13 protein-coding genes are annotated in these 18,459 nt (G+C 70.7%); all 13 read left to right on the plus strand.

Features of this window, described 5'->3' with window-relative positions; genetic code table 11:
- Positions 1-85 precede the first annotated feature (85 nt).
- The gene (locus F0U63_RS26820) at positions 86-1,123 is read left to right on the plus strand and encodes a hypothetical protein (RefSeq protein WP_395833806.1); all 1,038 of its coding nucleotides are present in this window, start codon (positions 86-88) and stop codon (positions 1,121-1,123) included.
- Positions 1,120-4,350 carry a helicase HerA-like domain-containing protein gene (locus tag F0U63_RS26825; RefSeq protein WP_395833808.1) on the plus strand — a complete coding sequence of 1,077 codons (3,231 nt, stop codon included), beginning with the start codon at positions 1,120-1,122 and terminating at the stop codon, positions 4,348-4,350. The genes F0U63_RS26820 and F0U63_RS26825 overlap by 4 nt, the downstream gene beginning before the upstream one ends.
- 240 nt (positions 4,351-4,590) lie before the next feature.
- On the plus strand, positions 4,591-5,076 hold the full coding sequence (locus F0U63_RS26830) for a hypothetical protein (RefSeq protein WP_395833810.1): 486 nt from the start codon (positions 4,591-4,593) through the stop codon (positions 5,074-5,076).
- A 112-nt stretch (positions 5,077-5,188) separates the two neighbouring features.
- The gene (locus tag F0U63_RS26835) at positions 5,189-7,015 is read left to right on the plus strand and encodes a protein kinase (RefSeq protein WP_395833812.1); all 1,827 of its coding nucleotides are present in this window, start codon (positions 5,189-5,191) and stop codon (positions 7,013-7,015) included.
- Entirely contained in the window at positions 7,012-7,962 is a 951-nt protein-coding gene (locus tag F0U63_RS26840; RefSeq protein WP_395833814.1) for a hypothetical protein, read from the plus strand. Before F0U63_RS26835 ends, F0U63_RS26840 begins: the two co-directional genes overlap by 4 nt.
- Before the next feature lie 14 nt (positions 7,963-7,976).
- The gene (locus tag F0U63_RS26845; protein ID WP_395833816.1) at positions 7,977-9,884 is read left to right on the plus strand and encodes a sigma 54-interacting transcriptional regulator; all 1,908 of its coding nucleotides are present in this window, start codon (positions 7,977-7,979) and stop codon (positions 9,882-9,884) included.
- Positions 9,885-10,020: 136 nt separating this feature from the next.
- Entirely contained in the window at positions 10,021-10,548 is a 528-nt protein-coding gene (locus tag F0U63_RS26850; protein WP_395833819.1) for a hypothetical protein, read from the plus strand.
- Entirely contained in the window at positions 10,545-12,185 is a 1,641-nt protein-coding gene (locus tag F0U63_RS26855) for a carboxypeptidase regulatory-like domain-containing protein (RefSeq protein WP_395833821.1), read from the plus strand. The genes F0U63_RS26850 and F0U63_RS26855 overlap by 4 nt, the downstream gene beginning before the upstream one ends.
- 98 nt (positions 12,186-12,283) lie before the next feature.
- A complete protein-coding gene (argC, locus tag F0U63_RS26860) occupies positions 12,284-13,348 on the plus strand; it encodes an N-acetyl-gamma-glutamyl-phosphate reductase (protein ID WP_395833823.1) in 1,065 nt (354 codons plus the stop codon).
- Entirely contained in the window at positions 13,345-15,420 is a 2,076-nt protein-coding gene (gene argJ / locus F0U63_RS26865) for a bifunctional glutamate N-acetyltransferase/amino-acid acetyltransferase ArgJ (protein ID WP_395833825.1), read from the plus strand. The genes argC and argJ overlap by 4 nt, the downstream gene beginning before the upstream one ends.
- Positions 15,421-15,445: 25 nt before the next feature.
- Positions 15,446-15,931, plus strand: a complete 486-nt coding sequence (gene argR / locus F0U63_RS26870) for an arginine repressor (protein WP_395833827.1) — start codon at positions 15,446-15,448, stop codon at positions 15,929-15,931.
- Complete coding sequence (argH, locus tag F0U63_RS26875; RefSeq protein ID WP_395833829.1) at positions 15,928-17,373, plus strand: argininosuccinate lyase; 1,446 nt, start codon at positions 15,928-15,930, stop codon at positions 17,371-17,373. Before argR ends, argH begins: the two co-directional genes overlap by 4 nt.
- Positions 17,370-18,275 carry an ornithine carbamoyltransferase gene (argF, locus tag F0U63_RS26880; RefSeq protein ID WP_095988019.1) on the plus strand — a complete coding sequence of 302 codons (906 nt, stop codon included), beginning with the start codon at positions 17,370-17,372 and terminating at the stop codon, positions 18,273-18,275. The genes argH and argF overlap by 4 nt, the downstream gene beginning before the upstream one ends.
- Positions 18,276-18,459 lie beyond the last annotated feature (184 nt).

The following is an 18,459-nucleotide window of genomic DNA, read 5'->3' on the forward strand; positions in this document are numbered from 1 at the left end:
CCCGCACGGGGAAGCGCGTCCGCCTGTCCATACCCCTTCGGAGGGATTGAGGGCATGGGGTGCTCGCGGGAGTGTGGGCGCTCCCATGGACACGCTCGATACCCGGTTGACGGGGCTCGCCCTCTGTTGGCTCATCACCCGCCCCAAGCGCAACGGCTCCCGCTCGAAGCTGGAAGAGGCCCTCTGGCCCCTCGTGGAGCACCACTTCGGCCGCGCGCAGTGGAAGGAGCGCTGCCGGACCCTCGTCGAGCACCTGCGCCAGGAGTCGCTCGTGACCGTGGGCCCCAGAGGGGGGTTGACCCTGTCCGAGGGGGGCCTCGCCCGGGGCTTGCGCCTGCTCGGCACGGACTCCCGGCCCCGGGGCTTGACGTGGCAGAAGTTCAAGGCCACCTCCTTGCAGGCGCTCGGCCTGGGGCTGCCCTCCTCGCCCGCGACGCTCGCGTGGCTCGCGGACGCCGAGGGGGTCCGCGCGGCCGTGCTCCAGCGCCAGCTCGGCGGCGGGGGCAAGCCCCACCCCACGCTGCGCCAGGTGCGCGACCGGCTCCTGTGGCGCCAGCTCGGCGTGGACACCCACCGGCCCTTCACGCTGCACGCCGTCCAGGCGCACCTGCTGGGCACCCTGCTGGAGTTGGACGTGACCGACCCGGACCACGCGCTGGAGCAGCTCGCCGCACGGGCCGTCGGGGCCACCCGTGTGGACGCGGACGCCGTGCGGCTCGCCAACGCGCGCGCCTGGCTTGTCGCCGGAGAACAACCCCCGTCCACCACCGAGCCGCCGCCTCCCCCACCCGAGGCCCCGGCTCCGGCTCCGCGTCCGAGCGCCGCCCCGGGCTTCGCGGAGCAGGTGCTCGCGACGGCCCGGGCACTTCCGGCGGGCCATCGCTTCGGACCGGACAAGGTGTTCATCGCCCATGTGTGGCGGGCCCTCCAACCGGCGTGGCGCGACCGCGAGGCCTTCAACGCCGCGCTCCTGGAGGCCAACCGCGCCCGGCGGCTGTCGCTGAGCCGGGCGGATCTCGTGTCGGCCATGGATCCCCGCGTGGTGGCCGAGTCCGAGGTGCGCACCCCGGGCGCCCGTTTCCACTTCGTCGTCGTCGACTCCCCCGCCCAGGAACTCCCATGACCTCCGATCCCCGGCTCGATGCCTTCCTCACCGAGGGCGAAGAGGTGTTCAGCGGCATCCAGCAGGGCCAGCACCTGTGGAAGCAGGATCCCTTCGACGTGGAGTCCGTCAACGCCACCGCGCGCCGTGCCTTCCAGCGGCTGTTGAATCGCGCGGTGGCCTCACCCCCACCCGACACGGGCAAGCTCCTGTTGTTGCGAGGCGAGTCCGGCAGCGGCAAGACGCACCTGGTCCGCGCGTTCCGCAACCTCGTGCACGGACGCACCCAAGGCTACGTCGGCTACCTGCCGATGACGGTCGACACGCCCCACTACGGGCGCCATGTGCTGCGCTGCGTGATGGACTCGCTCGACCGTCCCTATGACGAGCGCGTGGACGAGACCTCGGGACTGATGAAGCTGTCGGACGCGGTGATGAGCGCCTGCAAGAGCGTCTTCGCTCCGCTCATCGCCGCCGAGCGCATCCTCGAGGACGAGGAGCTGCACGACATGGTGTCCACGGTCGCCTACGAGCTGCATCGGGAAGAGCCCCGCTTCCGTGGGGTGTCCGTGGATCTGCTGCGCGCCTTGATCTTCCTCCAGCACCGGGACGTGCGCCTGCACCACGCGGTGCTCCAGTGGATGCGCTGCCGGGAGCTGTCCCCGGCGGATGCCCGGGTGCTCGGCCACCTCGTCTCCCACGCCGACGAGGAGGGGCCGCAGTGGATGCTGGAGCAGGTGGGCCAGTTGCTGGGGGTGCTGGGTCAGGCGTTCGTGCTGTGCGTGGATCAGGTGGAGGACATCGCCGACTTCGCCTTGCGGCCGGGAATGGAGCCGCCCTTCCGCCGGGCGATGAACTTCCTCGTGCACCTCGCGGGCAACGTGCCCACAGCGATCATCGTGGTGTGCTGCCTGTCCGACTTCTGGGTCAGTGCGCGCGAGGGGCTCATGCGCCCCATGCTCGATCGCATCGAGCATGATCCCGAGCCCGTGCAGCTCGATCACCTGGTGACGGCCCAGACGGCGAGGGACATCGCGGCGCTGCGCCTGAAGGTCCTCTACGAGCGGCGGGGCGCCGCGTTCAATCCGGGCGATCCCACCTGGCCCTTCCCTCCGGCGGGCTTCGAGTCGCTGAGCGGCTGGCGTCCCCGCGACGTGTTGGATCTGCTCCGCCGCTACCGCGACCGTGCCATCCAGGAGGGCCGCCTGCCCGAGCGCTTCCCCCTGGAAGACGTGAAGCCAGTGGAGGAGGGCGGAGGAAAGACGGGAGGGCACCCGCCCCAGCCCACGCCGGTCGCGGAGCTGGAGCAGGCGTGGATCGACTTCCGCGCGACCTTCCAGGCGCAGGTCCCCACGGAGGACGAGGATCTTTCCATCCTGCTCGCCTGGAGCCTGAAGACGGCCAACGACGAGCTGGACAGCGCGGCGCGCGTCACCGTGCGGACACGGGATGGAGCCTCCCTGGAGCTCACCTCGGGGCCCGAGGGCCAGCGGCTCCTCGTCGCGCTCTGCAACAAGTCCTCACGGGGCGGGCACCTGGGCCGGCAGATGGCCGAGGCGCTCCAGTCCGCCAAGGGGCAGGTGCCCGTGCTGGTGCGGACCACCGAGTTCCCCGCGAGCACGGGCACCGTCGTGGCCGAGCAGTTCCTGCGGCTGCAGAAGAAGGGGGGACGCCGGGTGGTGCTCGGAGATGGAGATCTGCGCGACCTGCTGGCGCTGCGCGCCTTCCTCCAGAAGCCCCACGACGCGAGCACCTTGGCGGCGTGGCGCCAGACGGAACGGCCCCTCACCCGCCTGAAGCTGCTGGGAGACATCCTGGGAGTCGACCCCCATCTCGGCTCCCGTCAAACCCAGCCGCCCTCCGGGTCGGAGGCGACGTCCGGGCCACGTCCGCGCCAGGACGCCACGGACTCCGCATCGAAGACCCCGGACGCGCCTCCGAAGACGAGTGCGCCGGAGCCCCGGAAGCCCACGGGTCCGTTGCGGCTGGGCAGCCAGGAGGGGATCTTCGAGAGCGCCATCACCTTGGAGCCGGAGGAGCTCACCCGGCACAGCGCCTTCCTGGGGAGCACCGGCAGCGGCAAGACGACGGTGGCGCTCAACCTCGCGGAGCAACTGCTCGCGCGTGGCATCCCCGTCATCCTCGTGGACCGCAAGGGAGACCTGGCCGGGTACGCGCGCGAGGAGGCATGGCGCGAGCCCCTGGCGGACCCGGCCCTCGAGGAGCGTCGGCGCCAGTTGCGCGAGCACCTGGACGTGGCGCTCTATACCCCGGGTCGCTCGGATGGACGTCCGCTGGCCATTCCCGTGGTGCCCCGGGGCCTGGACACCCTGCCTCTCGAGGAGCGCGAGCAGGCCGTGCAGCAGGCGGCGGACGCCATCGCCGGCATGCTCGAGTACAAGAGCAGTCCACGGGACAAAGCCGCGCGCGCCCTGCTCGGCCAGGCGCTCCAGTTGCTCGTGCGCCGGCCCCTCGGTGGCCGGGACGTGTCGCTCGAGATGCTCCAGCAGTTCGTCCACTCGGCGGATCCAGAGCTCGTGCGCGAGGCGGAAGGTCTGGATCCCAAGTCCTTCACGAAGCTCACCCAGGATCTCACCATGCTGCGCCTCAACTCGCGCGTGCTGTTGTCCGCGAGTGGGGAACGGCTCGATCTGGAGGCACTGCTCGGCCGGAGCGGCGCGGGGGGGACGGGGCGGACGCGGCTGAGCGTCATCAGCACCAAGTTCCTGGGCGGCACCCCGAGCGTGCTCTTCTGGGTGTCCCAGTTCCTGCTGGAGACCTTGCGTTGGGCGAGCCAACACCCCTCTTCCACGCTCCAGGCGGTGCTGCTCTTCGACGAGGCGGACCTGTACCTGCCCGCGATGAGTCAGCCCGCGACGAAGCAACCCATGGAGAGCCTGCTCAAGCGCGCGCGCTCGGCGGGCGTGGGGGTGATGCTGGCGACCCAGAGCCCGGGGGACCTGGACTACAAGTGCCGTGAGAACGTGGGCACCTGGCTGGTGGGCCGCGTGAAGGAGGACACGGCGCTCAAGAAGCTCAAGCCGCTGTTCTCCAACGGCCGGGGCGCGGATGGGACCCAGAAGCTCGCCACGCAGGAGCAGGGACAGTTCCACCTCCAGGCCGAGGGGGCCACGCGCCAGCTCAAGGCGGATCGCAACCTCATCCCCACCCGGCAACTCTCCGAGGAGGAAATCCTCCGGCTCGCGCGTCTCAGCCTGGAACGGGCCACCGGGTCGCGCTCCCCGTGAAGGGGCTCACGTCCAGGCCGCCCACTTCATTGGGTCGTCCATGCCACCCACCTCCCAGGTCGGGCGGCGGGCGGCCACCGCCGCGGACCCGGAGCCCAGCCGCGAGTCGGGGGACGGACCGTGCGACCCGTTCCCTCCCCGCCAGGGGGCTCGCCACAGGTGAAGGCGCCGCCACGGGGTGTGTAAGTGCCCGAGACTTGGAGATGACTTCCGCGCCCCGCACGGTAACCTGAGGCGCAGATGACCCCCGAAGCCCGCGCCGAGATGGTCGCCCAAGCCGAACGCGCCCTGCGCCGCGGAGAACTGGACGAGGCCCTGCACCTCTACGAGACACTCGGCCAGGCCTTCCCCGACGATCCCGCCCTCGCCACCAAGCTCGCCCACCTGCGCGAGAGCGTGGATCCCCAGGAATTGCAGGCCGCGCGCGCCCTCCAGGCCAGCAACCTGCCCCAGTCCATTCCCCAGGGGCCCTCCTCGCCCGTCGCCGAGGGCGAGCGCCTCTTCAGCCTGGGCGACTACGCCGGCGCCGCCGCCGCCTACCGCCGCGCCCTCCAGGAGCGCCCCGACAGCGAGCTCATCCGCGAACGGCTCGAGGAGCTCTACCGGATGGCGCGCACCCTCCCCGTTCACTCGCCAACGGACCGCTCGCTTCCCCGCCAGGCCGAGCCGCTCCTGCACGCCCTGCTGGACAGGCTCGCCGCGCGCCGCCGTCTCAAGCGCGACTGATGCGTTGCGCCCCAGCGGGCTCGGCTTCTAGACTCCGCACCCCGACTTCGCTGTCATACCCGCCGCCTTGTCCCTGACACGGGCGCCCGTCCTTCACCCTCGTTCCGCCTCCATGACGCTCATCGGCAGCCACATCGGGCGCTACCGCATCCTCGAGGAGCTGGGCTCGGGGGGCATGAGCGTCGTCTACAAGGGGCTCGACACGGCGTTGGACCGGGAGGTGGCGGTCAAGGTCCTGCACCCCCACCTGGCGCACAAGAGCGAGTCGCGCCAGCGCCTGGCGCGCGAGGCCCGGGCGGTGGCGCGGCTGCACCACCCCAACATCCTCGAGGTGTTCGACTTCTCGGCCGAGGGAGCGCGCGAGGCCTTCCTCGTCACCGAGTACGTGCGCGGCCGCACCCTCAAGGAGTACGTGGACGGCCAGGGGCCGCTCGAGCCCCCCGAGCTGGCCGCGATGGTCGTCCATGAGATCGCCGCCGCGCTCGCCCACGCGCACGAGGCCGGCGTCATCCACCGCGACCTCAAGCCCGAGAACGTCATGGTGCGCGAGGACGGGGTGATCAAGCTGATGGACTTCGGCATCGCCCGGCTGCTCGACTCCGAGGAGCGGATGACCCTCACCGGCGCGCTGGTGGGCTCGCCCGCGCACATGGCGCCGGAGATCATCGAGGGCCACGAGGCCGGGCCCGCCGCGGACATCTTCTCGCTGGGCACCATCCTCTACGGGCTCGTCACCGGACGGCTGCCCTTCACCGCCGCCAACGCCACCGCCACGCTCAAGCGCATCCTCGATGGCGCCTACGAGGATCCCCGGCAGCGCGTGCCCACGCTGTCGGACGAGCTGGCGGACATCTGCGCCACGTGCCTGGCCCGGCAGCCCTCGCGGCGCTACGCCCACGCGGGCGCGCTGCGCGACGCGCTGGCGGACTACCTCGCCGGGCTCGGCTTCGCGCGCGTGGGCGAGGAGCTGGTGTCCTTCTTCGCCGACCCGCCCTCGTACCAGAAGCTGATGCGCCCGCGCATCATCGCCACCCTGCTCGAGCGCGGCGAGCGCCTGCTCGCCGAGGGCCGCACGCCCCGGGCGCTGGCCAACCTCAACCAGGTGCTCGCGCTCGATGGCACCAACGCGCGCGCGCATACCCTGCTCCAGGGTCTGGAGCGGCAGCGCCGCCGCAAGCGCTGGCGCACGCGGGGCGCGCGGCTCGGCGGAGGGCTGCTGCTGGTCTCGGCGCTCGGCGTGGGCGTCCACCTCGCCCTGCCCCGGCCCGTGGCCCCGCGGCGCTCCGAGGCGCCCCCGCCCACGCCCCCCGTCCCGTCTCGGCCCCCGGCCCCGGCGGCCGAGGCGCCCGTGGCGACGCCCTCCGTCCCCCCCGAGGCGGTGCCCACCGCCAGGCCAACCCCGGCCCCGCTCGAGCGGCGGCCCGCGAGCGACAAGAAGCCTCCCTCGCGCCCCGTGGCGGCCCTCGCCCCCGTGGCCCAGGCCCCCGTGCCCGTCTCCATCCTGGTGCGGCCCTACGGCTACATCCGCGTGGACGACGGAGCGCGCAGCGCCGAGCCGCTCGCCCAGCACTCGGCGGCGCTCCTGGCGGGCACGCACACCGTCACCATCTCCTGCGACTACTGCGAGGACGCGCGCGAGAGCATCGAGGTGCGTCCGGGCGCGGAGAACGTCTTCCGGCTGCGCGCCCAGCTCAAGGCCTCGCGGCTGTCCTTCGACCTGGAGCCGGCGGATGCCCTGGTGCGCGTGGGCGAAGTGACGCGCACGGCGCGGGACACGCAGGCCCGCCCCTTCGACATTCCCTCGGTCCGCGGCCCCGCGGTCTTCCAGCACCGCGTGGAGTACGAGATCAGCCGCTCGGGCTACCGCACCGAGAAGCGCGTGGCCTACGTCGAGCCGGGCAAGTCCGACATCGTGAGAGGAGTGCTCGTCCCCGAATGAGCCGCTGCCTGCGCCTGCTCGCCGTGCTCGGGCTGTGGGTGCCCGGGCTCACACTCGCCGCGGATTGGGTGGACGAGGAGGTGCCCGCCCTGCGCGCCACCTACGAGTACGGCCACTACGCCGAGGTGCTCGAGCGCGCGACGAGCCGCATCGACCGGGGGCGGCTGTCCGAGCAGGACTTGCTGGAGCTGCACAAGCTCGCGGGGCTGAGCGCCTTCCATCTGCACCACACCGACGAGGCCACGCGCCACTTCCGCGCGCTCCTGCGCCTGGATCCCGACTTCCACCTGGATCCCTTCGCGGTGCCGCCCCCGGCGGTGAACTTCCTGGACACCTTGCGCGAGGGGATGGGCGAGGAGCTGGAGCGGGTGCGCCAGGAGCGCCGGGCACGGCTGGAGCGCGAGCGGGCGGAGGCCGAGCGCCGGGAGCGCGAGCGCGTGGAGGCCGAGGAGCAGCGCCGCCGCATGGAGGAGATGTCCCGGCAGGTGACGGTGCGCCTGGTGGAGAAGCGCAGCTTCCTGGTGAACTTCGTCCCCTTTGGCGCGGGCCAGTTCCAGCAGGGCCGCCCGGCCATGGGCGCCCTGTTCGCGGCGACCGAGGGCCTGCTCGCCGCCACCAGCCTCGCCACCTACTTCGCCCACCAGGCGCTCTACAGGACGGAGAAGGTGTCGGTGGATGATGTCCGCGGTCCCCGGGAGGTGCAGGTGCGCTACATCCCCACCAGCAACAAGGATCAGGCCGAGCTGTTGTCGACGATCAACAGGAACACGGCCCTGGGCTTCTACGGAGTGTATGCCCTGGGCGTGCTCGAGGCGCTGTGGCGTCACCAGGACGAGGTGGTGAGCACGCGCATCGAGACGCCCCCGGACCCGGCCGCGCCCCGGGCCCGGCTGCACCTGGTTCCCTCGTCCGGTGGCGCGAGCGCCGGCTTCACCCTCGCCTTCTAGGAACGCGTCCGCTCATGGCCAGCCTCACCATCCGCTCCCCCCAGGGCAAGGTCCGCACGGTCCTGCTGCACAAGCGCATCACCAGCATCGGCCGCTCGGCCGACAATGACGTGACGCTGGAGGACACGTCCGTGCCGGACAGCGCCCTGCACGTGCTCTTCGATGGCGCGCGCTACCAACTGGGCAGCCTGGGCGCCACCTTCCAGGTCAACGGCAAGAAGCGCGACAGCGCCGTGCTCGCCACCTCCGACGTCATCCGCGTGGGCGCCACCGAGCTGGTGTTCACCCGCGAGGAGGCCGCGCCCGGCCCCGCCCCCACGGCCTCGCCCCCGCTGTCCCTCACCCACCAGGCCGAGCCGACGGCGGATCCCGACTCCACCACCCGCGAGGTGCCCGGCGTGGTGGGGCGCGAGCTGCTGCTCTTGCGCCGCCTCACCGCCTTCAGCGCCCGGGTGCTCGGCGGCGGTGCCAGCCGGGACACGCTGCTGGAGAGCCTCCTGGACGAGGCCATCGAGGTGACGCGGGCGGACAAGGGCTTCCTCATCCTCCGGGAGAATGGCGAGCTGCGCGTGAAGGTGGCACGCAACCTCTCGCGCGAGAACCTGGAGGACGCGGTGGAGCGCGTGTCCGACTCCATCATCGAGAAGGTGGTGCGCACGCGCCAGCCGCTCATCCTCAGCGACGCGCTGGAGGATCCCGAGTTCAAGGTGAGCAAGTCCGTGGTGAACCTGCAGATGCTCTCCGTCATGTGCGTGCCGCTGGTGCGCGACGACGAGCTCTTCGGCGTGCTCTACGTGGGCAACGATCGGCTGGTCAACCGCTTCGAGCCCAAGAGCCTGGACATGCTCACCATCTTCGCGGCCCAGGCGCTCCTGCTCATCCACAACGCGCTCCTGGTGAATGATCTCAAGCTGGACAACACCGAGCTGCGCAAGCGCCTGGATGACACGCGCTACGGGGAGATCGTCGGCGCCTGCCAGGGCATGCTCGACGTGTACAAGCGCATCGACAAGATCGCCCCCACGGACATCTCCGTGCTCATCACCGGCGAGACGGGCACGGGCAAGGAGCTCATCGCGCGCGAGCTGCACCGCCACTCGCCCCGCGCCAAGGGGCCCTTCGTCACCATCAACTGCGGCGCCATCCCCGAGAACCTCCTGGAGAGCGAGCTGTTCGGCCACGTGCGCGGCGCCTTCACCGGCGCGGTGAACACCAAGGTGGGCCGCTTCCAGGCGGCCATCGGCGGCACGCTCTTCCTCGACGAGATCGGCGAGATGCCGCTGCAACTCCAGGTGAAGCTCTTGCGCGCCCTGCAGGAGAAGGTCGTCTACAAGGTGGGAGACCACCGGGGCGAGCCCGTGGACATCCGCGTGGTGACGGCCACCAACCGGGTGCTGGAGGACGAGGTGCGCAAGGGCACCTTCCGCGAGGACCTCTACTACCGGCTCAACGTGGTGACGCTCAAGCTGCCCCCCTTGCGCGAGCGCGGCGAGGATCTGTTCGTGCTCGGCAAGTACTTCCTGCAGAAGTACGCCAAGGAGTTCGGCGCCCGGGCCAAGGGCTTCTCCCCCTCGGCCACGGTGGCCATGAAGAAGTACGGCTGGCCGGGCAACATCCGCGAGCTGGAGAACCGCATCAAGAAGGCCGTGGTGCTCTCGGACAAGCCGCTGCTCGGGCCGGATGATCTGGATCTCAAGCCGGAGAACCTGGAGCCGGTGCTGCCCCTGGCCGAGGCGCGCGAGCGCTGGCAGAAGCAGTACATCCAGGAGGTCTACGAGCGGAACAACCGCAACAAGACCAAGACGGCCAAGGACCTGGGCGTGGACCCGCGCACCATCTTCCGCCACTTCGAGAAGCTGGAAGCGGACAAGAGCGGCGAGCCCTTGCCTCCCGCCGCAGACGGCGACGAGGAGTTGTTGTAATTCATGACAGGGCTGTCACGGTTCGTTCCCCCCCGCTCCCGTGACCCCCGGGTAAATGCGCATGGCGACGACGAAATCCCCCCCGAGTCGGCTGGCCAGCCAATTGCTAGGACTCTGCCTCCGAAAGGGGTGGGGTTTGGGGACCGCCGTCTGGGTCCTGGGTGGCTGCGTCCTTCCCCAGGACGAGTACTACCTGGACGGGCTGCCCTTCCCACGCAACGACGCCCCCCGGATCGTGGAGAACCTGGTGCAACCCCCCTACCGCATCCTCCGAGGCTTCGGGTCCACACGCTGTGAGCTGGAGTTCAGCATCATCGTGGAGGATCCCAACGTGGGCGACACGCTCACGGCGTACTGGTACGTGGACTACGATCCCAACCAACCGCGTGGCGCGGACCGGGAAGTGACCCTGCTGCCCAAGGGCAACGATCCGAGACGGGACGAGCGCCCCACCATCAAGCCCATCTTCAACTCGGCCGAGTTCAGCCGGCTCAACACCCCGGGCGACCATGTCGTCGAGGTGGTCGTCTCCGACCGGGCCCTCCAGGGACGGGTGCCCCAGGCGGACATCGTCCAGCTGCCCAACGGCGACATCCTGACCAATCCCGGCTACGCCACGTCCTATGTGTGGTTCGTGCGGACCGAGCAGGGAAATTGCCCATGAACCGCTCGAGCATGGGACTGTTAGGGGTCGTGCTCACGGGGGTGCTGCTGCTGGGCTGTAGCGCGTTCGATCCGAACGAGCCCATCGGCTGCCGCGATGACAGCAACTGCGCGGACGACCAGGTGTGCTTCGTCGACGGGTGCGGCGATCCGGGCAGGAACCTCGTGGTGGAGGTCATCCCCAACGCCAAGGAGGGCCTGTTCGCCCAGGATTTGAGGGTGGACGAGCTGCGCGATCAGCAGACGCTGTTGCTGCACGGCCCCTCCACGCTCCAGGCGCGGGTCCGGGTGGTCGGGGCGACCTCCAGCACGCCCTACTCCGCCCCCGTCACCCTGCGCATCACGGGCGAGAGCCTGCTCATCCCCGGAGTGCCGCGCTGGCAGGAAGACAGCACGCTGGAGCCCAGCCCGCAGGGCACCTACAGCGCCTACACCCTGTCGGTGGCCTCGGGGCGCTACACGGTGAAGCTGCTCACCACCAACTCCGAGCTTCCGCCCCTGTCCAGCAGCGGCGACGTGCAGCCGGGAAGCAGCGCCACGCTCGACTTCTCCCTGCCCGATGCCTCCCTGCTCGTCCAGATGACCGGCAAGGTGCTGCGCTACGACAACAAGCTCATGCCCAGGGACGTGCCCCTGAGTGTGCAGGTGCTCGATGAGAAGAAGAATCCGCTGACCCAACGGGTGTCCGTGGATCCGGACACGGGACTGTTCACCCTGGTGTTGCTCCGGACGGACTTGGAGCACGGCTCGCTCACCCTGCAGGTCACCTCCACGAACTACCTGGTGCCTCAGATGCTCGTCCACCTCGATCCGGGCCGGGCGCTGACCGAGCCCATCCTGCTGCCCGACTATGGGGAGCCGGTGCGGCTGCAGGGACGGGTGGTGGACTCGGCGAACAAGCCAGTGGCCGGGGCCACGCTCTTCGTGTCGGGCTCGGTGCTGGGCGGCGGGCAGTACCGCAGCCCGCAGGTGGAGTCCCAGGGGGATGGCACCTTCGAGCTCCTCACCCTGCCCAGCCCCCCGCTGGGCAGCGGCCGCGAGCTCGTCCTGACCATCCTCCCGCGGGCGGGCAACTTCGCTGGCTCCACGGAGACGAGCCTCGTGGTGCCGCGCGTGAGCGTCTCGAAGCTCGGGGACGTGGTCTGCCAGGAGCGGCGCAAGGTGGTGGGCACCGTGCTGGGGCCCGTCGGCTCGCTGCCCGCCGCGGGCGTCCAGGTGGAGGCCACACTGCTCAAGGAGGTGGTGGGCACGCCCCGGCCCGCCTCCAGCCGCGTCGCGGCGGACCGCCGCACGGACGAGGCGGGCCACTTCGAGCTCTGGTTGGATCCCGGCGTCTACCGCTTCGACTTCGCCTCCCTGGAGAACCTGCCCCGCTTCAGCCGCATCGTCACGGTGCACCCCTGGACGGCGGCCACGCCCCCCCCACCCCAGGAAGTCTCCGTCACGCTGCCCAAGGGCCGCCGCGTCACCGGCTATGTCCGCCACAGCGAGGGGACCCAGGCGCGGCCCAACGTGCCCAACGCCGCCCTGCGCTTCTACCGCCTGGTGGCCGTGGAGGGGGAGAACTCCGCCCTGCTGCTCGGCGAGACGACGTCGGACGCGGCCGGCGCCTTCTACATCACCCTGCCCCTGCCCTGAGGCTCCGCCCTCCGGGGCACGGAGAGGGGCTGGCCGCCATGTTCGCCACGTATTTGCCCCTTGCGTGTATGCAGCATTGCGAATATCCATGCACGCTCATGCATAAGGCGGCGATCGGCATCATTGGCGCGTCCGGCTACTCCGGCGTCGAGGCGACCCACATCCTGGCGGCCCACGGGCAGGTGGAGCTGCGCCTGGTGACCAGCGACCGCTGGAAGGGCGAGTCGGTGGGCCGCCGGCTGGGAATCATGGGCCCCGTGGGGCAGCTGCGCTATGCGCCGCTGGACCAGAGCGCCGAGCTGGCGCGCGAGTGCGAGGTGGTGCTGCTGGCCACGCCCGCCGAGTCCTCGCTGGAACTCGTGCCGGGGCTGCTCGAGGCGGGCGTGCGGGTGATTGATCTCTCGGGCGCCTTCCGCCTCCAGGACACGGCCGCCTACCCGTCCTTCTACAACTTCACCCACGGCTCGCCCGCGCTGCTGGCGGAGGCGGTGTATGGCCTGCCGGAGCTCGTCTCGCGCGAGCGCATCGCCCGGGCGCGGCTGGTGAGCAACCCGGGCTGCTACGCCACCGCGTGCGCGCTGTCCGTGGCGCCGCTGTTGCGCGCGGGGCTGCTCGACGAGGGCTCCATCATCTTCGACGCCGCCTCGGGCACCACGGGCGCGGGCCGCAAGGGCAGCGAGGACATGAGCTTCAGCGAGGTGGACGAGGACTTCCGCGCCTACCGCGTGCTGCGCCACCAGCACACGCCGGAGATCGCCCAGACGCTCGCGGGGGTGGCCGGGCGCACGGTGCCGCTCACCTTCACCGCGCACCTGTTGCCGCTCAAGCGCGGCATCCTCGTCACCGCCTACGCGCGCCTGGCCAAGGGCGCCACCGCCGCCGAGGCCCGCGCCGCCCTGGAGAAGAGCTACGCGGACTGCCCCTTCCTCTCGGTGGAGTCCTCGCCGGACGCGGTGGGTCTCAAGGCCGTGGTGGGCACCAACCGCTGCACGGTGGGGCTCGCCGTGGACGCCACGGGACATGATCCGGGCCGCGTGGTGGTGACGGCGGCGATCGACAACCTGGTCAAGGGCGCCGCGGGCCAGGCCGTGCAGAACCTCAACCTCATGAAGGGCTGGGAGGAGACGCTCGGCCTGTCCACCCTCCGGGGCTTCACGCCGTGAGGGTCCCTCCGGGATTCTTCTTCTCCGGTCAACACGCCGGCCTCAAACCCCAGCGCAAGGACGTCGCGCTCGTCTACAGCGACACCCCCTGTGCCGCCGCGGGCTGCTTCACCGCCAACAAGGCCCGCTCCGCGCCCGTGCAGGACGCCGGGCCCCGCCTGCCCGCCGCGGACGTCCAGGCCGTGCTCGTCAACTCGGGTAACGCCAACGCGCTCACCGGCGCCGCGGGGCTCGAGGCCGTGCGCACCCTGCGCGAGGAGCTCGGCCAGATTCTCTCCATCTCCCCCTCCGCCGTGCTCTGCGCCTCCACGGGCGTCATCGGCCATCCTCTGCCCGTGTCCAAGGTGCGCGCGGTGCTCGCCCCACTCAAGGAGGGCCTGCGCCCCGAGTCGGATGCCGCCGCCGAGGCCATCATGACCACCGACACGCGCCCCAAGCAGGTGTGGCGCTCGGTACGGCTCTTCGACCGGGACGTGACGGTGTCCGCCATCTTCAAGGGCTCGGGGATGATGCACCCGTCGCTCGCCACGGTCATCGCCGTCATCGTCACCGACTGCGCCATCGCCCCGGAGCCGCTCGCCACCGCCCTGCGCCAGGCCGTGTCGTGCTCCTTCAACAGCCTGACGGTGGACGGGGACATGAGCCCCAACGACACCGTGTACGCGCTGGCCAACGGCCGTGCGGGCAACCCCACCCTCACCGGCACCGGGCCGGAGTGGGACGCCTTCACCAGCACCCTGACGGAGCTGTGCCAGGAGATGGCGCGGGAGATCGCCGCGGACGGCGAGGGCGCCACCAAGCTCCTGGAGGTGGAGGTGACGGGCGTGCCCACCCCGGCGATCGCGCAGGATCTCGCGCGCGCCGTGGCGGGCTCCACCCTGGTGAAGGCCGCCGTCTTCGGGGCCGATCCCAACTGGGGCCGGGTGCTGGCCACCGTGGGCGCGCGCGCTGGCACCCAGGGCTACGCCGTGGACCCCTACCCCGCGCGCGTCACCATCCAGGGCGTCTGCGTCTACGAGGGCACGCCCCTGCCGTATGACGCCGTGGTGCTCAAGGCGCGCATGCGCGAGCCCGAGGTGCGCGTGGAGGTGCACCTCACCGACGGCGAGGCGTCCGCGGTGGCGTGGGGGTGCGATCTCTCGTACGACTACGTGAAGATCAACGCGGACTACACCTCGCTCATCGTGTCCAAGCCGGACGGCGGCGTGGGCAAGGATGACCGGCTGGCCAACTACAGCCCCGCCTTCAAGACGACGCTGCTCGTCGAGTCGCTCTCGTACATCTCGCGCTTCCGCGGCAAGCGCTGCGTCATCCGCTACGGCGGCGCGGCCATGGTGAAGGAGTCGCTCAAGCAGGCCTTCTGCCGCGACATCGAGCTGCTGCGCTCCGCGGGCCTGCAGCCCATCATCGTCCACGGGGGTGGGCCGGAGCTCACCCGCACGCTGGACAAGCTGGGCCTGCGCCAGGAGGGCATGCTCATCTCGGATGACTCGGGCCTCAAGGTGGTGGAGATGGTGCTGTCGGGCTCGGTCAACTCCGATCTCGTCACCATCCTCAACAACATGGGGGACCGGGCCGTGGGCCTGTCCGGCAAGGACGGGGCGATGATCCGCGCCCGGCGCATGTCCAGCGAGGATGGGCGCTCGCGCGAGCACGTGGGCGAGGTGACGCGCGTCAACCCCGACTTCCTGGAGATGATGCTGGGCCAGGGCTACGTGCCCGTCATCTCCCCGGTGGGCCTGGGCGAGGACGGCCTCACGTATGACCTGGGCTCGGACGTGGTGGCCGCCGAGGTGGCCAAGGCCCTCAAGGCGCACAAGCTCGTCTACCTGCACGACGCGCCGGGCATCCTCAAGGACAAGGAGCTCTTCAGCGAGCTGACGGCCGCGCAGCTCCAGGAGCACCTGGACGCGGGTGCCTTCACCGGCAGCATGCAGACGCGCGCCAACATGGCCATCAAGGCCATTGGCGGAGGCGTGGAGCGGGTGCACGTCATCGACGGACGGGTGCCCCACAGCCTCATCGCCGAGCTCTTCACCGACAAGGGCGTGGGAACACTTGTCACCCGTTGAGCCAGGACCCCGGAGGCCCCACAACGTGAGTCCGCTTCGGAACAATGGAGACAAGGCCGCGCGCCAGGACGCCATCCGCCGCATCGTGCGCACGCACCAGGTGGGCACCCAGGAGGAACTGGGGCAGCTGCTCTCGCGCGAGGGCTTCGACGTCACCCAGGCCACGCTCTCCAGGGACTTGGCGCAGCTCGGCGCCATGCGCGTGTCCCTGCCCGAGGGCGGCACGGTGTACGGGCTGGAGGCGGCGCCCCCGCGCGGGGGCGAGTCCCGATTGATGGAGCTGGGGGAGATGATCCTCTCGGTGGAGGACAACGAGATGCTGGTCGTCGTCCGCACCCGCCCCGGCTCCGCGCCCCTGGTGGCCTCGGCCATCGATCATGCGCGGCTGCTCGAGTGCCTGGGGACGCTCGCCGGAGATGACACCATCTTCGTCGCCCCGGCGCGGGGCCGCTCCACGCGCACGTTGAACCGGAAGTTGAAAGCCTTCTTTGGAAAGGAAGACATCCCGTGACGATTGCCAAGACGGCCGCTTCGGGCGGAACCGGCCTCCACCCGGAGGTGCTGGCCTTCACCAGCTCGCTGGCGCTCGACAGAGCCCTGCTGCGTGAGGACCTGGTGGGCAGCCTCGCCCACCTCACCATGCTCTCGCGCACCCGCCTCATCCCCTCCGAGGACGCGCGCGCCATCCGCGAGCAGCTCGTGGCCATCTGGAAGGCCTCCCAGGCCGGCACGTTGGCGCTCCCCGACGAGGAGGACGTGCACATGGCCGTGGAGGTGGAGATCACCCGCGTGCTGGGTGAGCGCGCGGGCCTCCTGCACACGGCGCGCTCGCGCAATGATCAGGTGGCGCTCGACTTGCGGCTGCACGTGCGCGAGAAGGTGGCCGAGACGCTCGAGGTGCTGGCCACGCTCATCGAGGGCCTGGCGGCCCGGGCCGAGGCCGAGCGCGGCGTCATCCTCCCCTCCTATACGCACCGGCAGCGCGCGCAGCCGATCTCCCTCGCCTACCAGCTCTGTGGCTACGGGGCCATGTTCTCCCGGGACGTGGACGCGCTCGGCTTCGTGCTGCAGGGCGTGGCGTCGCTGCCCCTGGGCGTGGGTGCCATCGGCGGCACGTCGCTGCCCATCGATCGCGAGGTGACGCGCGAACTCTTGCGCTTCCCCCGCGTGACGATGAACGGCCTGGACACGGTGGGTGACCGCGACTTCGCCCTGGACTTCGCGTACACGGCGATGCGCTCGCTGCTGCACGCCAGCCGCGTGGCCACGGACTTCTTCGACTTCTCCTCGCCCGAGTTCGGCTTCGTGAAGCTGGACGGGGAGATCGCCTGCGGCTCGAGCATGATGCCGCAGAAGCGCAACCCGGACGTCTTCGAGCTCATCCGCGGCAAGGCGGGGCGCGCGGTGGGCAACCTCACCAACCTGGCGGTGCTCGTGAAGGGCCTTCCGGGCGGCTACAACCGCGACCTGCAGGAGGACCGGCAGGTGCTGCTGGAGACGGGGCCGCTGCTCACCAGCGTGCTGTCCATGCTCCACCTGGCGCTGGGCAAGGTGTACTTCGACAAGGACAAGTGCCTGGCGGCGGTGGAGTCGGACTACATGCAGGCCACGGACATCGCCGAGGCGCTGGCGATGAAGGGCATTCCCTTCCGCACGGCGTACAAGGCCACGGGCGCGCTGGTGCGGGCGTGCCAGGAGAAGGGGCTGCCGCTGGCGCAGGTGACGCTGGAGCTGGCCCAGTCGGTGGATGCGCGCTTCGACGCCGAGGTGCTCAAGAGCGCGGATCCCCGGCGCGCGGTGGAGCGCAAGGCCAACGCGGGGGGCACCGGCCCCGCGTCGGTGGAGAAACAACTGGTGGAACTGAAGTCCCACGCGGCGCGCGCTCGGGAGATGGCCAAGGCCATTCCCCGGCTCGCCACCCTCTTCGACTCGTTGCAGGAGGCAGCACTGTGAAGCAAGACTTCCTCTCCCTGGCGGACCTGTCCGCGGCTGACTACCGGTCCCTCTTCGACCGGGCACATGCCCTCAAGGCGAGTCGCAAGCGCAAGGAGGTGGTGACGACGCTGGCCGGCCGCCACCTGGTGGCGGTGTTCGAGAAGGCGTCCACGCGCACCCACCTGTCCTTCGAGGCGGCCATGTACCAGCTCGGCGGCACGGTGACGACGATCACCTCGGCGAGCAGCCAGATTGCCCGCGGCGAGACGATCGAGGACACCGCGCGCGTCATCTCCGGCTATGCGGACTGCATCATGTTCCGCACCTTCGGGGACGACCGGCTCCAGGCGTTCGCCAAGGCGTCGGCGGTGCCCGTGATCAACGGCCTGTCCGAGGGAGGCCATCCGGTGCAGGTGCTGGCGGACCTGTTCACGGTGGAGGAGCGGCTGGGCGGAGTGAAGGGCAAGACGGTGGCGTTCCTGGGCGACTGCGCGAGCAACATGGGCCGCTCGTTCGTGGAGGCCACGCGCTTTTTCGACTTCCACCTGCGGCTGGGCTGTCCCGAGGGCTACCGTCCGGCGGCGTCGCTGCTGGCCGAGGCCGGCGGGCGCGTGCACGTCACGGCGGACCCCACCGAGGCCGTCCAGGGCGCGGACGTGCTGGTGACGGACGTGTGGACAAGCATGGGCCAGGAGGCCGAGTCCGCGCGGCGGATGAAGGATTTGAATGGCTACCAGCTCGACGAGGCCCTGCTGGCCAAGGCGAAGCCGGGCGCCATCGTGCTGCACTGCCTGCCGGCGCACCGCGGCGAGGAGATCTCCGCGGGGGTGATTGACGGTCCCCAGTCGGCGGTGTGGGACGAGGCGGAGAACCGCATGCACGTGCAGAAGGCGCTCATCGAGCGGCTCATCCTCGGCTGAGCCCCGAAGGCTCCCGGCGGCCTCTCCCCGCCGGGAGCGTCTCCCTCGCACTCATAGACACACGCTACCGCCAGGCTCCCACGAAACTCCGCCAGGCCCGCGCTGGGAGTGCCAGGCGGCGGGTTCGCTTCCCGCTGCCTCCATCCCGAGAAGCCTAGCAATCTTAACGGGTTGCTGGGTTTTT

Origin of the sequence: Cystobacter fuscus (assembly GCF_044360685.1) — a bacterium.
GTDB classification, from domain to species: Bacteria; Myxococcota; Myxococcia; order Myxococcales; family Myxococcaceae; genus Cystobacter; species Cystobacter fuscus_C.